The 14,950-nt window shown below is 47.6% G+C and carries 15 protein-coding genes and 1 other annotated feature; all 15 genes read right to left on the bottom strand.

Annotation, left to right across the window (positions count from 1 at the left end; translation table 11 throughout):
* Positions 1-60: 60 nt before the first annotated feature.
* On the bottom strand, positions 61-702 hold the full coding sequence (gene sigH, locus KNO86_RS13545) for an RNA polymerase sporulation sigma factor SigH (RefSeq protein ID WP_031421852.1): 642 nt from the start codon (positions 700-702) through the stop codon (positions 61-63).
* 210 nt (positions 703-912) lie between these two features.
* Positions 913-1,452: an NYN domain-containing protein gene (locus KNO86_RS13540; protein WP_214697117.1), complete on the bottom strand. Its 540-nt coding sequence runs from the start codon at positions 1,450-1,452 to the stop codon at positions 913-915.
* On the bottom strand, positions 1,449-2,198 hold the full coding sequence (rlmB, locus tag KNO86_RS13535; RefSeq protein WP_074032495.1) for a 23S rRNA (guanosine(2251)-2'-O)-methyltransferase RlmB: 750 nt from the start codon (positions 2,196-2,198) through the stop codon (positions 1,449-1,451). The genes KNO86_RS13540 and rlmB overlap by 4 nt, the downstream gene beginning before the upstream one ends.
* 109 nt (positions 2,199-2,307) lie before the next feature.
* The gene (locus KNO86_RS13530) at positions 2,308-2,712 is read right to left on the bottom strand and encodes a Mini-ribonuclease 3 (RefSeq protein WP_214697115.1); all 405 of its coding nucleotides are present in this window, start codon (positions 2,710-2,712) and stop codon (positions 2,308-2,310) included.
* Positions 2,709-4,106 (bottom strand): cysteine--tRNA ligase, encoded by a 1,398-nt coding sequence (gene cysS, locus KNO86_RS13525; protein ID WP_214697113.1) that lies wholly within the window; start codon positions 4,104-4,106, stop codon positions 2,709-2,711. The genes KNO86_RS13530 and cysS overlap by 4 nt, the downstream gene beginning before the upstream one ends.
* A complete protein-coding gene (gene cysE, locus KNO86_RS13520) occupies positions 4,075-4,764 on the bottom strand; it encodes a serine O-acetyltransferase (protein WP_012727699.1) in 690 nt (229 codons plus the stop codon). Before cysE ends, cysS begins: the two co-directional genes overlap by 32 nt.
* Before the next feature lie 51 nt (positions 4,765-4,815).
* Positions 4,816-5,022: a binding site (T-box leader), on the bottom strand.
* Positions 5,019-6,476, bottom strand: a complete 1,458-nt coding sequence (gene gltX / locus KNO86_RS13515; RefSeq protein WP_214697139.1) for a glutamate--tRNA ligase — start codon at positions 6,474-6,476, stop codon at positions 5,019-5,021. (Overlaps the previous feature by 4 nt.)
* Positions 6,477-6,521: 45 nt before the next feature.
* A complete protein-coding gene (gene ispF / locus KNO86_RS13510) occupies positions 6,522-6,995 on the bottom strand; it encodes a 2-C-methyl-D-erythritol 2,4-cyclodiphosphate synthase (protein WP_074032390.1) in 474 nt (157 codons plus the stop codon).
* Positions 6,992-7,672 (bottom strand): 2-C-methyl-D-erythritol 4-phosphate cytidylyltransferase, encoded by a 681-nt coding sequence (gene ispD, locus KNO86_RS13505; RefSeq protein WP_214697137.1) that lies wholly within the window; start codon positions 7,670-7,672, stop codon positions 6,992-6,994. The genes ispF and ispD overlap by 4 nt, the downstream gene beginning before the upstream one ends.
* Positions 7,673-7,728: 56 nt before the next feature.
* Positions 7,729-8,793, bottom strand: a complete 1,065-nt coding sequence (locus KNO86_RS13500) for a PIN/TRAM domain-containing protein (protein ID WP_074032388.1) — start codon at positions 8,791-8,793, stop codon at positions 7,729-7,731.
* 113 nt (positions 8,794-8,906) lie between these two features.
* The gene (gene radA / locus KNO86_RS13495; protein WP_074032385.1) at positions 8,907-10,283 is read right to left on the bottom strand and encodes a DNA repair protein RadA; all 1,377 of its coding nucleotides are present in this window, start codon (positions 10,281-10,283) and stop codon (positions 8,907-8,909) included.
* 56 nt (positions 10,284-10,339) lie between these two features.
* A complete protein-coding gene (gene clpC / locus KNO86_RS13490; protein ID WP_214697112.1) occupies positions 10,340-12,775 on the bottom strand; it encodes an ATP-dependent Clp protease ATP-binding subunit in 2,436 nt (811 codons plus the stop codon).
* Positions 12,776-12,799: 24 nt separating this feature from the next.
* Positions 12,800-13,843 carry a protein arginine kinase gene (locus KNO86_RS13485; RefSeq protein WP_214697110.1) on the bottom strand — a complete coding sequence of 348 codons (1,044 nt, stop codon included), beginning with the start codon at positions 13,841-13,843 and terminating at the stop codon, positions 12,800-12,802.
* Positions 13,843-14,277 (bottom strand): UvrB/UvrC motif-containing protein, encoded by a 435-nt coding sequence (locus KNO86_RS13480; protein ID WP_214697108.1) that lies wholly within the window; start codon positions 14,275-14,277, stop codon positions 13,843-13,845. The genes KNO86_RS13485 and KNO86_RS13480 overlap by 1 nt, the downstream gene beginning before the upstream one ends.
* Positions 14,278-14,282: 5 nt before the next feature.
* On the bottom strand, positions 14,283-14,759 hold the full coding sequence (locus KNO86_RS13475) for a CtsR family transcriptional regulator (RefSeq protein ID WP_214697106.1): 477 nt from the start codon (positions 14,757-14,759) through the stop codon (positions 14,283-14,285).
* Positions 14,760-14,950 lie beyond the last annotated feature (191 nt).

The raw sequence follows: 14,950 nt of genomic DNA, 5'->3' as shown, positions 1-14,950 counted from the left end.
GTCTACGGACAAGGCGCTGCTTTTAAAGTATCACATAGGAGGCACGCGGTCAATAATCGGTTAGCTCGTGAGCATCCGGACGTCGACATGACGTTCGAATTTCTTCTTCACACGCTGTAACGCATTATCAATCGATTTGACATGACGGTCGAGGTCGTCTGAAATCTCTTGATAAGAACGTCCGTCTAAATAAAGACGCAACACTTTCCGTTCGAGATCACTCAAAATCTCATCCATCTTCGCTTCCATAAACGTCTGTTCTTCTTGTGTCACAATGAGTTCTTGTGGATCCGTCGGATGTGGTGGCAAGATGACATCGAGCAACGTCCGATCGGATTCCTCGTCGAAAATCGGTTTATCGAGTGACACATATGAGTTGAGCGGAATATGCTTTTGACGTGTCGCCGTCTTGATTGCCGTGATCATCTGGCGTGTGATGCACATTTCGGCAAAACTTTTGAACGAGGCGAGTCGCTCGTCTTTATAGTCCCGCACCCCTTTATAGAGACCAATCATGCCTTCTTGGACGATGTCCTCATGATCTGCACCAATCAAGAAATAAGATCGTGCTTTCGCGCGTACAAAATACCGGTATCGTTCAATCAAAAACTCGAGCGCGTCGCTATCCCCTTCGTTGCGCGCCAATAAGACCAACTCTTCGTCTGACATTTTTTCAAACTGTTCGTACGGCCATCCGTTCATGCTCGTTACCCCCCGGCGATTGATCCTGAACTATGTAAGGTTGTGTCCCATTATAGGACTCCCTACTCCTATGCGTCAAACAAATTTCTAAAAATTCCGTCAATTAAATGCTGTGTAACTCATATATGTAATTAGTATACAACATTCCTTTGCAAAAAAATGTCAAAATCGAAACAAAGACGAGTCCATTTCATGAACTCGTCCGTGATTTCAATCACCTTTTGATTTACGACGTCGCATTTCTTCAAATCGTTCTTGAATATGCGGAGGAATATCAATCGTTTTTCGATTCGGTTGTTCCTTCTCTAACGAGAGGCGTTGTTGCTCAATCAGTGTTTTGGCATGCTTCCAATCTTTTAATAACTCGGTCGCGGGAACACGTAAGGCACCTTGGCCGAAAATGACCCACTGCTCGGTGAAATCGTTCGTCGCGACGAATAGTGTGACGAGTCGGTTATCCACCAGTTCGTGCGCTCGCCGCTCAATCCACTCGTCCGCCGTCTCGTTCTCTTTCGTATAGACGACATCGACACGACTTCGTTTTTCTTTCGATTCTCGACCGTAACGCATATGGGCATCAAAGACGACGGTGACTTCTTTTCCAGATACGGCCTGATATTCCGCCATCGCTTCAATTAACAAATTGCGCGCTTGATCAAAATCCATATCGCGCAAACTTCTCAAATGTGGCCACGCCCCGATGATGTTATATCCGTCGACAAGAAGGAGCTCGCGTTTTTGGATACTCATGCTAACGGGTTACGTGAGCGATGCACTTCATACAGAAGCAGTGCCGCTGCAACAGATGCATTGAGTGACGTGACATGACCAACCATTGGTAAATGAACGAGGAAGTCGCATGATTCACGCACGAGACGGCTCATTCCTTTTCCTTCACTTCCGATGACCACGACAAGTGGCATATTCCCATCCAATCGACGATAGTCCTGACTCTCTTTCGCATCGGTCCCGACGACCCATAGTCCTTTTTCTTTCAATTCTTCGAGTGTCCGCGTCAAATTCGTCACGCGCGCAACCGGGATATGTTCAATCGCCCCAGTCGACGCTTTGGCGACCGTCTGAGTTAAACCGACCGAGCGGCGTTTCGGGATGATGATTCCATGTGCGCCGACAGCATCCGCGGTCCGTAAAATGGAACCGAGGTTATGTGGGTCCTCGAGTTCATCTAGCAAAATAAAGAGCGGTGTCTCTTCTTTTGAAGCGGCAAGCGCGAACATGTCCTCGATGGTTTTATATTCATAGGCCGCGACGGCTGCCACGACACCCTGATGATGTTCACTACCGGCCATCTTCTCAAGCTTCGTTTTCGGTACGAACGACACTTGGACGGATGCTTCATTTGCCATCGCGATGATTTGAGCGAGTGGGCCTTTTTGTTGCCCTTCCATAATAAATACTTTGTTCATGTCGCGACCGCTTCGAAGTGCTTCGAGTACAGGATTTCGCCCGTACAGGAAATCGATCCCTTCCTCCATCACGTCTACTTCCTTATAGTCCGGCCGTTCCGACTTCTGATGGCGTGTACGCTCTGGACGTTCCCCACGTGGGCGGTCAAACGTTCGTTTTTCCGCACCTCGTTTTCCGTCATGTCGTTTCGGTCGACTCGGCTTCGAGTCGTTCGAACGCTTGTTTGATGAGTTCTTCAAGACGATCCCTTCTTTCTGTTAAGTAGATATAGCCAATCAATGCCTCGAATGCTGTGGAATAACGATACGTATGGACGTCGACCCGCTTCGGAATCGAGCCTGATTTCGCATTTTTGCCACGTCTGACGACAGCCTGTTCTTCTTCCGTCAACATGTCCGTTTCTAGCCAATAGGTCACGACGCTCGCTTGCGCCCGCGCGTTCACATAACGAACGGCACCCCGATGCAAATCGTTCGGGCGCGTCAATCCTTGTTCGAGCAGTCTTTTCCGTACGGCCAATTCATACACCACGTCACCCATATAGGCGAGCGCAAGAGCATTCATTTGTTTCGGTTGCATCATAACCGCTTCCACCGAACCCCTTGGGCCGTGTCTTCGAGTTGGATGTTTTGTTCTTTCAGTAAATCACGAATCTCGTCAGCGCGGGCAAAGTTACGTGCCGCGCGTGCGTCGTTTCGTTCTTGAATCAATTGATCAATCTCGGCATCAAGCAATTCTTTCTCTTCAGCGAGCGTCAATCCGAGCACACCTGTCAATTCGTCGAATAACGAGAGAACTTGTTCGAGTGTCGCTTTTGCCACATGGTCCGCCTTTGCGTAAATGTTCGCTTCTCGTGCCAAGTCAAAGAGGACAGTCATCGCATTTGCCGTATTGATATCATCATCCATCGATTCGATGAACGACGTCTTGATCGCTTCAAGTTTCCGCTCCATCGACTCGCTCGGTTCACCAAGTCCAGCCGTTACCGATAAACGATATTCGATGTTTTGATACGCTTCTTTGATTCGACTCCAACCGTTTGCCGCTTGTTCAATCAATTCACGGCTGTAGTTGATCGGATGACGATAATGGACGGACAACATGAAGAAACGAAGAACCATTGGATCTACTTCTTTCAGCGCTTCGTGGACGAGAAGGAAGTTTCCGAGCGATTTGGACATCTTCTCATTTTCAATGTTGATGAATCCGTTATGAAGCCAATAGTTGGCGAACTTCGCGTGGTTGCACGCCTCTGACTGGGCAATCTCATTCTCATGGTGTGGGAATTTTAAATCGTGACCTCCCGCATGGATATCAATCGTTGCCCCGAGATGCTTTTTCGCCATCGCTGAGCATTCGATATGCCAACCTGGTCGTCCTTTGCCCCATGGACTATCCCAAGAAGGTTCGTTCGGTTTAGCGGCTTTCCATAAGACGAAGTCGAGCGGGTCTTCTTTCTTTTCTCCGACATCGACACGCGAGCCTGCCCGTAAATCTTCAATCGATTGTTGACTTAACTTCCCGTACGTCTCAAACTTCTTCGTCCGGAAATAAACGTCGCCTTCTGATTCATAAGCGAACCCTTCCGTCTCTAATTGACGGATGAATTCGATGATCTCTTCCATCGTATCGGTAACGCGTGGGTGTACGTCTGCCGGTTGCACGTTCAATGCTCCCGTATCGGCTAAATAAGCCTCAATATAACGATTCGTCAACGTCTCGGTGTCTTCCCCAAGTTCGTTCGCGGTACGAATGATCTTGTCGTCTACGTCCGTGAAGTTTAAGACGTACTTCACCTCATACCCACGATATGTCAAATAGCGACGAACCGTATCGAAGGCGATGGCCGGACGGGCATTTCCGACATGGATGTAGTTGTAGACGGTCGGTCCACACACATACATAGATACTTTACCCGGAACAATCGGGACAAACGGTTCTTTTTTATTCGTGAGACTGTTGTACAGCTGAATCATGCGTTTTCTCCTCCATCCGCTTTTCAAGCGTCGCTAATTTTTGTTGTAGTTCATCCACTGCCGCTTCTAAGCGCTCTTGACACTCGCGGTCCGGATCAGGGAAGCGATGGTCGAGGTCATGTTGCTTCACACGCTTCCCGTTTCGAATGACGACACGTCCTGGAATCCCGACGACGGTCGAATCAGACGGTACATCGTTCAAGACAACAGAGCTCGCTCCGATTTTGACGCAATCGCCAACCGTAATGTTTCCAAGCACTTTTGCCCCTGCTGAGATGAGTACATCACTCCCAATCGTCGGGTGACGCTTCCCTTTTTCTTTCCCGGTTCCCCCAAGTGTGACGCCTTGATAAATGGTTACATCATTCCCGATAATCGCCGTCTCTCCGATGACGACACCGAAACCATGATCGATGAATACACGGTCGCCGAGAACTGCTCCCGGATGAATTTCAATCCCGGTCAACCAACGACTGAACTGGGCTAACAACTTGGCCACCAACTTCACGTTACGTTTCCATAATCCGTGCGCGATACGATGTGCCCATATGGCGTGTAGTCCTGGATACGTCAGTGCCACCTCTACTTTTGAACGAGCGGCAGGGTCTAGTTCCAGGACAGTTCGCAAGTCTTCACGCACACTGCTCCAAAATCCCATAATTGATATCTCCTTTTCTTATACAAAAACAAAGACGCCCCTGTGCCAAGGCACAGAGACGCCGTAAGCGCGGTTCCACTCTGTTTGGGAAAAGTGCTCCCCTCTCAAGTCTCGTTAACGCCGAGTCGCGGCCTCGACTACGTATCGCCGAGACGGCTCCGAGGTGCACTTCTTCGGGGGACACATCTAGAACTCCCAGCCTAGGTTCTAGTCTCTGCAAAGTGTCATACCGCTTACTTTCCTCATCGATGCCTTTATGCTAATAAAGTTGTCAGACGTTTCAAGACACGCTCTTTTCCGATTAACGAAATCGCGTTCGGAAGCTCTGGTCCATGTGTTTGTCCTGTCGTCGCGACACGGATTGGCATGAACAAGTTCTTCCCTTTTTGACCAGTCGCTTTTTGCGTCGCTTTCGTCGCCGCTTTAATCGCTTCTGGTGTGAAGTCTTCGATTCCTTCGAGTTGTTGTTTGAACTCTGCAAGGACAGCGGGAACCGTTTCCCCTGAAAGGACAGCGTTCGCTTCCTCGTCATACTCGATCTCATCTTTGAAGAACAAGTCCGTCAACGAGACAATCTCCGCCCCGTGCGTCATTTGTTCTTTATACAATGCGATCAAGTTTGTTGCCCAATCTGCCTCCTCGACAGATACCGCCTCGGGTAATCGTCCTGCTTCTTGTAAGAATGGTAAACTGAGTGCCACTACTTCGTCAAGCGTGGCCTTCTTCATGTATACACTGTTGATCCAAGAAAGTTTTTGTTGGTCAAATACAGCCGGACTCTTCGACAAACGGTTCGCATCAAACATTTCAATAAACTCTTCTTTCGAGAAGATTTCTTCTTCCCCGACTGGTGACCAGCCAAGAAGAGAAATGAAGTTGAAGAGCGCTGCTGGCAAGTAACCGAGATCCGCATATTGTTCAATGAACTGGATGATTGATTCATCACGTTTTGACAATTTCTTATGTTGATCGTTATAGATGAGCGTCATGTGACCGAACTCAGGATATTCCCATCCGAGTGCGTCATATACCATCATCTGTTTTGGTGTGTTTGCGATGTGGTCGTCTCCACGCAAGACGTGGCTGATCTTCATCAAGTGGTCGTCGACAACAACAGCGAAGTTGTAAGTCGGAATCCCATCTTGTTTCACGATGACCCAATCACCAAAGTCTTTCGACTCGAATGAAACATCACCTTTGACGACATCCGTCCATTTATACGTCACGCCTTCAGGCACGCGAATTCGAATTGACGGCTTGCGGCCCTCTGCTTCAAACGCTTCACGTTCTTCGACAGTCAGGTTGCGGTGCGCACCAGAATAACGCGGTGCTTCGCCGCGCGCGATTTGTGCTTCACGCTCTGCTTCGAGCTCCTCTGATGTCATATAGCATTTATAAGCAAGACCTTTGCTCATCAATTCGTTGACGTATTTCTCATAAAGTGAAAGACGTTCCATTTGATAATATGGGCCGTAGTCTCCATCACGACCTGGACCTTCATCCCAATCGATTCCGAGCCACTCCAAATACTTCATTTGACTCTCGACACCGTTTAATACATTTCGTTTCTGGTCAGTATCTTCAATTCGAAGAATCAATTTCCCGCCTGCATGACGAGCAAATAAGTAGTTAAACAACGCAGTCCGCGCATTCCCGATGTGGAGATGCCCCGTCGGACTAGGCGCATAGCGTACACGCACTTCACTCATAATAGTTCCACCTTTCTTCTCTTCTGCCCAAATAGTATACCATTTCTGTCAAGCCCGGTTGAGTAAGATGACCGCTTGCGCCGCGATTCCTTCTTCACGTCCTGTGAAGCCGAGTTTCTCCGTCGTCGTGGCCTTCACGTTCACCTGTTCGATGTCCGCTTCGAGTAGGTCGGCAATGACCGCTCGCATCTCATCAATATAAGGACGTAGCTTCGGACGTTGTGCCATGACGGTCGCGTCCACATTTCCGAGGACATATCCCTCATCCTTCACAAGTTGCCATACGTGGCGAAGCAATTCTTTCGAATCCGCATCTTTAAATTCCGGGTCCGTATCAGGGAAATGCTTCCCGATGTCACCTGCCGCAATCGCTCCAAGCGCTGCATCGGCAATCGTATGGAGTAACACATCCGCATCGGAATGACCGAGTAGACCACGTTCATGTGGAATCTCAATTCCTCCTAAAATTAATGGACGTCCTTCCGCAAATGCGTGTACATCAAATCCTTGACCAATTCTCATTGTAAGTTCTCCTTTGCTAAAATCGCATCACCAAACAGTAAATCCTCCGGCGTCGTCATCTTAATATTATGATAGTCTCCAAGAACGACTTGTACCGTTTCACCAAGCCATTCGAATAAACTCGCATCGTCCGTTCCCATCATCTGTTGTTCGACCGCTCGTTCATGTGCCGTTAAGATCGCCTTGGCCTGAAAAGCTTGCGGCGTTTGCGCCAACCATAGATTTTCCCGAGGAACCGTTCGTTCGATTTGATGACGTTCGACTTGCTTGACCGTGTCTTTGACTGGTACTGCTAAAATGGCGCCACCTTGTAACGCCGCTTCTGCCACTTGATGCAGCTGTTCACGTTTTACAAACGGACGGGCACCGTCATGAATCATCACAATCGTATCGGGTGCAACCACCTTAAGCCCCGCATGGACACTCTGTTGTCGTTCTTCCCCACCTGTTACATATGTAATCGGTGTTTCGACTTTTGCCGTGATCGCTTCAAACCAGTCACGTTCCTCTGGACGAATCGCCAAAACAATCCGTTCACACCAAGGATCGGTATCGAACGCTTGTAACGTCCACGCGATAATCGGTTTGTCACGGAGCGACAACATGAGTTTGTTCGCATCCGCTCCCATTCGTTTCCCTCTTCCCGCAGCCGGGATCACAACTGTATAAGATACTATGTCAAACACCTCTCTTCGTGAAAAAAGAGAGCGCTCACGCGTCTCTTTTTTGTTCGTTATTCAGGACGAGCAAAAATCATTCGGCCTGCAGATGTCTGCAGCACACTCGTCACGACGACAGGAAGCGTCTTCGAGATCAACTTACGTCCACCTTCCACGACGACCATCGTCCCGTCTTCGAGATAGGCAACACCTTGATTTTGTTCTTTCCCTTCTTTAATGACAGTGACGACCATCTCTTCGCCAGGGATGACAATTTGTTTGACGGCATTCGCTAAGTCATTGATGTTCAAGACTGGAACATTTCGCACTTCACAGACTTTGTTTAAGTTGTAGTCGTTCGTGACGACAATTCCATTTTTCAACTCTGCCAATTTGATTAATTTGATATCGACTTCTGGTACATCTTCAAAGTCCCCATCGTAAATTTCAACTTGGATTCGCTTGTTTTCTTGCAGTTCTTTTAAAATATCAAGTCCACGACGACCACGGTTTCGTTTCAACGTATCCGATGAATCCGCGATATATTGGAGTTCTCCGATGACGAACTGCGGAACGATCAATGTACCTTCCACAAATCCAGTCGTGGCGATGTCTGCAATTCGACCGTCAATAATGACGCTCGTATCTAAGATTTTATCATTCGAACGTTGCACCGGTTCAGCCGCCGGTTTCTCCCGCTCACTCTTTACAAATAGTTTGATCCATTCGTTACGCTTCCGATACCCGACCGCGAAACCGAAGTAACCAAACAGTGCCGTGACAAAAATCGGAACGATCTTACTCAGTAAGAAAATGTTCGTTACTTCAAGCGAGACACTGATCAAAAAGGCAATCAAGAGCCCGATAATGAGGCCGATCGAACCGAATAAAATATCCCCTACCGGTAAACGGACGAGCCGTTCTTCGACAAAACGAATAAATGCAACAACACCATCGGTTAAGAATAAACTAAGAATGAAGAAGATAAGTCCACCAATCAAACTTGCTACGTATGGAATCGTTAACCACTCCGGCACATTCATGCCGAGGTCTCCTAATAATAACGTCGCTTCGATAATTCCGAACCAACCCACGACGAGACCAATCAAAATAAATCCGATTCGTACAGCAATCTTCACTCATTCCACCTCCTTCTATATGAAATAAAATTTCAAAAATAACACTTTCATTGTAACATGGTTTTTTCAATCACGTTCGTTACAAAGCGTTAAAAACTGCCATTGGCGACCCGTTAAAACGGGATCGCCAACTGCAGTGCTTCGTCTACCGTTCCGACACCGACCACTTCAATCCCTGCCGGAGCGGTCCATCCCCCCATATTGTTTTTCGGAATGATGGCACGTGTGAATCCTAATTTTGCGGCTTCAGCGACACGTTGTTCAATCCGTGATACGCGTCGCACTTCTCCAGTCAATCCGACTTCACCGATGCAGACATCCGTCGGACGAGTCGGGCGGTCGCGGAAACTCGAGGCAATCGAGACACAAATCGCGAGGTCAATCGCAGGCTCATCTAGTTTGACGCCACCCGCCGCTTTCAAGTAGGCGTCTTGCGTCTGAAGCAATAAGCCAGAGCGTTTCTCAAGGACGGCCATCAGAAGCGCGACCCGGTTTTGGTCGATTCCCGTCGCCATACGTCTCGGGTTACCGAATGATGTTGGCGAGATGAGTGCTTGTAGTTCGACGAGCACTGTCCTTGTCCCTTCCATCGAAGCGACGACCGTCGAACCGGAAACACCGGCAGTTCGTTCTTCTAAAAAGATTTCGGACGGGTTGAGAACTTCTTCTAGCCCACTCTCTTTCATCTCGAAGATCCCGATTTCGTTCGTTGAACCGAAACGGTTTTTCACCGCGCGTAAAATACGGAACGTATGATGGCGCTCCCCTTCAAAGTAAAGGACCGCATCGACCATGTGCTCGAGTAAACGTGGACCCGCAATCGATCCTTGTTTCGTTACGTGACCGACGATGAACACAGCAATCCCTCGTGTTTTTGCAATCTTCATGAGCGCTGCTGTACATTCTCGTACTTGTGACACACTTCCTGGCGCCGATTGAATTTCATCCATATATACCGTCTGAATCGAGTCGATGATGACAAACCCGGGTTGTTCTTCATCAATGACGCGTTCGATCATCAACATGTCTGTCTCAGCGAGCACAAACAAGTCTTCGGTCGGTAAGCCGAGACGTTCCGCTCGAAGTTTCGTCTGCTTGAGTGATTCTTCACCTGAGATATAGAGCACCTTTTTACCACTATGGGCTAGATGTGCACTGACCTGTAAAAGAATCGTCGACTTCCCGATTCCCGGGTCCCCGCCGACTAAGACGAGTGAACCCGGAACGATACCACCACCGAGCACACGGTCAAATTCACGACTATTCGTGTGCACGCGTGTCTCTTCTTGTGAGACGACGTTTGCGAGTCGTTCTGGCTTCAATTGTCGAGATGAACTATGCACAAACGCTGCGCCACGTTTGGCTTTCTTCTCTTCGACAAACTCCTCAACGAGCGTATTCCATTCATTACAACCTGGACAACGTCCCATCCATTTGGCTGATTCATATCCACACGATTGGCAGACGTATTTCGTTTTAATTTTGGCCATAAGCTTCCTTCCTGTCTAAAAAAGCTCCCTCATAAACAACGAGGGAGCTGAATGATTTACTGAACCACACCTTCGTTACGAACGACAAACTCTCCATCTTGTACGTCGAGCGCAACTTTACTGCCTTTAGCGATTGTGCCGCCGAGCATTGCTTCTGAGAGGCGATCTTCCACTTCTCGTTGAAGGGCACGACGGAGAGGGCGAGCCCCGTATTCCGGATCGTAGCCGACTTCGGCAATCTTGTCGAGCGCCGCATCCGTCAAGCTGAAATCAACTCCTTGTTCGGCAAGACGTTTCTTGAGTGTCTCTGCCATAAGTTTGATGATTTCTTGAATGTGCTCTTTTTGAAGTGAATGGAAGACCGTGATTTCGTCAATCCGGTTCAAGAACTCAGGTCGGAACGCTTTTTTCAATTCCTCGAGTACTTTATCCTTCATTTCCGTATACTCACGTTTCACATCATCTTCGACTGTGAATCCAACATATTTATTACGTTGAAGCGCTGCGGCCCCGACGTTTGACGTCATGATGATGACGGTGTTTCGGAAGTCGACCGTGCGACCTTTCGAATCCGTCAAGCGTCCGTCGTCAAGCACTTGAAGTAAGATGTTGAACACTTCCGGGTGAGCTTTTTCAATTTCATCGAGAAGGATGACCGAGTATGGTTTCCGGCGTACCTTTTCTGTCAACTGACCGCCTTCTTCGTAACCGACATAACCAGGAGGCGAACCAACGAGACGGCTCGTCGCATGTTTTTCCATGTACTCTGACATGTCGATTCGAATAATCGCATCCTCATCCCCAAACATCGCTTCGGCAACTGCGCGAGCAAGTTCGGTTTTACCGACTCCGGTAGGTCCGAGGAAGATGAATGAACCGATTGGACGTTTTGGATCTTTCAAGCCAGCCCGAGCCCGACGAATGGCGCGGGAAATCGATTTCACCGCATCGTCTTGACCGATGACACGGTTGTGAAGAATTGATTCGAGTTTGAGGAGACGGTCTGTCTCTTCCTCGGCAATCTTCGTGACCGGTACACCTGTCCAGTTTGCGACAACTTGAGCGATATCTTCTTTCGTCACTTCAAGCTTTTCATTTCCTTGCTTATTCTGCCATTCTGCTTTCAACTCTTCTAACTCATCGCGTAACTTTTGTTCTGTATCACGGAGAGAAGCCGCTTTTTCAAACTCTTGGCTTTGAACAGCAGAGTCTTTTTCTTTACGAATCGATTCAAGGCGTGACTCCAACTCTTTCAAGTTCGGTGGTGCCGTGAACGAGCGAAGTCGTACTTTTGATGCCGCCTCATCGACGAGGTCAATCGCTTTGTCCGGTAAGAAACGATCCGAGATGTAACGGTCAGACAGAACGACCGCCTCGTGAATCGCTGTGTCCGTAATCGTTACGCGGTGATGCGCTTCATAACGATCGCGCAACCCGAGTAGGATTTGTTCAGCTTCTTCTGTTGTCGGTTCATTTACTTGAATTGGTTGGAAGCGTCGTTCAAGCGCTGCATCTTTTTCGATGTACTTCCGGTATTCATCAAGTGTTGTCGCCCCGATACATTGAAGTTCACCACGAGCCAATGACGGCTTGAGGATGTTCGACGCATCAATCGCACCTTCTGCACCACCCGCACCAATCAATGTGTGCAACTCGTCGATGAAGAGAATAACGTTTCCTGCCTGACGAATTTCGTCCATTACTTTTTTCAATCGATCTTCGAACTCACCACGATATTTCGTACCTGCTACGAGCGTACCCATGTCGAGTACCATCACTCGTTTATTGCGAAGTGTTTCAGGTACTTCGTTGTTAATAATTTGTTGAGCGAGACCTTCGACTACTGCCGTTTTCCCGACACCTGGCTCTCCGATAAGAACCGGGTTGTTTTTCGTACGACGAGATAAGACTTCAATGACACGTTGAATCTCACCTGCGCGGCCGATGACCGGGTCTAAACGCGATTCACGTGCTTGTTGCGTCAAGTCGCGTGCCAACCCATCAAGTGTTGGGGTTGCAGCGCTCGCGCCTGGTTGTGAAGCATTTGAAGAAGACTCCGTGTTACCGAGAAGCTGTAATACTTGTTGACGCGCTTTCGTCAAACTGATTCCAAGGTTATTGAGAACACGTGCTGCGACACCTTCGCCTTCACGAATCAATCCAAGAAGGATGTGCTCCGTTCCAACATATGAGTGTCCTAGTTTTCGTGCCTCGTCCATCGAGAGTTCAATGACCTTTTTCGCACGTGGTGTGTAGTGAATCGTCGAGCCATTCTCAGAACCGCGTCCAATCAATGATTCTACTTCTTGTTGAATTTTTTCAGAAGTCAATCCGAGAGCGAAGAGCGCTTTTGCCGCAATCCCTTCTCCTTCACGAACCAATCCTAATAAAATATGTTCTGTACCAATATTATGATGGCCAAGACGTACTGCTTCCTCTTGTGCTAAAGCTAATACGCGCTGTGCTCGTTCTGTAAATCGTCCAAACATCATTGACAAAACCTCCTTGTAGTTGGATCAAACTAAGCCTTGATCTAACGTTCGACGAACGAGGGTCGCTCGTTCTCGATCCCGTTCTTGCGTAGATAATGTTTTCCCGAAATGTTTTTGTAGAAAACCTGATTGTAGCCGAACAATGAGTTCATGAAACTTTGGTGGACTCCAATCAGACAAAATTCCTAGGTCACTCGCTAAATGTAAATCAGATAATCGTTCGATAGCTTCAGTAGAAGATAGTAATTTTGCATATCGCAAAATACCATATGATCGATAAAATTGATCTTCTAACTCTTCCTGTCGATTCGCAACGAGTTCTTCGCGCGCATGACGCTCTGCTTGAATCACTTGTTCTGTCACTTCCATAAAGTCAGCCAGTAACTGTGACTCGTGACTCCCTAACGTCCGTTGATTCGACAGTTGGAACAAGCGACCTGCCGCATCACTACCTTCACCATAACGACCTCGAATCGTATAGCCAAGTTTTCGAAGTTCTCGCAAGATTGGACTGATTCGTCCCGTCAAGGTGAGTCCCGGCAAGTGTAACATGACCGAGGCACGAAGTCCTGTTCCGATATTGCTTGGACATGTCGTCAAATAACCTAACTGTTCATCAAACGCATACGATAGGGATTCTGCACATAACGCGTCAACTTGTTTCGCTAATTCAAACGCCTCTTTCACTTGATATCCTGGAAGTAGCGTTTGAATGCGTAAATGGTCTTCCTCATTAATCAATACACTAATTGTTTCATCTTCACTTAAGAAGACCGCACTCTCTTCATTGGTTGCAACGGCTGGGCTAATGAGGTGTTTCTCCATCAACGCCTGTCGTGTCACTTCATCATAATCACGCATATGAAGATATTCGAATCCTTTCAACCCACGTAGACGCCCTTCTAGACGATCGCAAAGCTGACGTTCTCCTTCTTTAGAAAGTACGGGAGAGAATACCGTGTCTTTGACATTACGCGCCAGTCGAATTCTTGTAGAAACGACCAAATCATCGAGCTTGGCACGTTCTTTCATTTTTGGACCAAGTGGATGTGTTAGGAAAGTTTCCATCAGACATCTCCCTGCCCTTCTAATTGCTTCATTTCTTTTTGAATGCGTGCTGCCCGTTCATAATCTTCTTGTTCGACAGCGCGGTTCAACTCCCCTGCCAACTTTTCGAGCCGTTCTTCAATCCGTTCATGTGGCGTGCGTAGCTGGTCAGGGATTGAACCGATATGATGATCGTGTCCTTGTTGATATTGACGAGTGATTTTGATCAATTCATCCCGAAATACGGTATAACATGTAGCGCATCCTGCTTTTCGTACGCGCAATAGGTCTTGGCGTGTCATCTGACAAGTCGGGCATCGCTTCACGACTGGTACATATCCTGTCATCAGTTCTACCGTACATTGTCGACATAATCGTTTTTTTACGGGTACATCTTGTTCCATCACAACGACTTCATTGACAGCAGGTCGCTGTTTACAACGTTCGCATAACATACGACTTATCCCCCATTACGATAACGAAGTACTTTCATCAGTGCTAGCAATTGTTGACGTCGAATAAAAGAGCGATCATCAACTTGTAAGTTTAATGCTTCATCTGATAAGAGATGGTAAATCAATTGCGCTTCTTGTTCGTGCATCATTTGTTCTTCCACTAATCGTACGAGCACATTTTCAACGAGCTGTTCATTCAAACGTGGATGCTCATGAATGACATCCATCAAACTAGAAAGCACATCCTGTTTTTCATGTAAGATGACGCGTCGGATCCGAATATATCCACCGCCACCCCGTTTACTTTCTACTAAATATCCTTTTTCGACGGTAAAACGTGTGTTGATGACATAATTGATTTGGGATGGGACACATTCGAATCGTTGCGCGATATCTTGGCGTTTAATCTCGATTGCATTTGCCTGACTTTCCTTCAATACTTGCTTCAAATACTGTTCGATAACATCCGAAATATTTCTCATCTCCACCACCCTCTGACCATCTTTGACTTTTGACTATATTTTATCATTGATTTAAAAAAAGGCAAACGAAAAGCGATGCTCTTATAGAGAGCACCGCTAATCAATAAAAAAACGACCGAGCATATGCTCGGTCGTCCTCTCTGTTGTTGCCTGGCAACGTCCTATCCTCACAGGGGGAGATCCCCCAACTA

The organism is Exiguobacterium sp. s160, from assembly GCF_018617575.1.
GTDB lineage: Bacteria > Bacillota > Bacilli > Exiguobacteriales > Exiguobacteriaceae > Exiguobacterium > Exiguobacterium aestuarii_A.
This window is presented reverse-complemented; position numbering and strand designations above follow the sequence as displayed.

What these genes read in the sequence shown, in the direction of transcription:
- KNO86_RS13530 (WP_214697115.1), bottom strand. Translation starts at nt 2,712, where the DNA reads ATGATGCAACCGAAACAAATGAATGCTCTTGCGCTCGCCTATATGGGT.
- KNO86_RS13480 (WP_214697108.1), bottom strand. Translation starts at nt 14,277, where the DNA reads ATGTTATGCGAACGTTGTAAACAGCGACCTGCTGTCAATGAAGTCGTT.
- cysE (WP_012727699.1), bottom strand. Translation starts at nt 4,764, where the DNA reads ATGGGATTTTGGAGCAGTGTGCGTGAAGACTTGCGAACTGTCCTGGAA.
- KNO86_RS13475 (WP_214697106.1), bottom strand. Translation starts at nt 14,759, where the DNA reads ATGAGAAATATTTCGGATGTTATCGAACAGTATTTGAAGCAAGTATTG.
- cysS (WP_214697113.1), bottom strand. Translation starts at nt 4,106, where the DNA reads ATGATTCAGCTGTACAACAGTCTCACGAATAAAAAAGAACCGTTTGTC.
- radA (WP_074032385.1), bottom strand. Translation starts at nt 10,283, where the DNA reads ATGGCCAAAATTAAAACGAAATACGTCTGCCAATCGTGTGGATATGAA.
- sigH (WP_031421852.1), bottom strand. Translation starts at nt 702, where the DNA reads ATGAACGGATGGCCGTACGAACAGTTTGAAAAAATGTCAGACGAAGAG.
- KNO86_RS13540 (WP_214697117.1), bottom strand. Translation starts at nt 1,452, where the DNA reads ATGAGTATCCAAAAACGCGAGCTCCTTCTTGTCGACGGATATAACATC.
- rlmB (WP_074032495.1), bottom strand. Translation starts at nt 2,198, where the DNA reads ATGGAGGAAGGGATCGATTTCCTGTACGGGCGAAATCCTGTACTCGAA.
- clpC (WP_214697112.1), bottom strand. Translation starts at nt 12,775, where the DNA reads ATGATGTTTGGACGATTTACAGAACGAGCACAGCGCGTATTAGCTTTA.
- KNO86_RS13485 (WP_214697110.1), bottom strand. Translation starts at nt 13,843, where the DNA reads ATGGAAACTTTCCTAACACATCCACTTGGTCCAAAAATGAAAGAACGT.
- ispF (WP_074032390.1), bottom strand. Translation starts at nt 6,995, where the DNA reads ATGAGAATTGGTCAAGGATTTGATGTACACGCATTTGCGGAAGGACGT.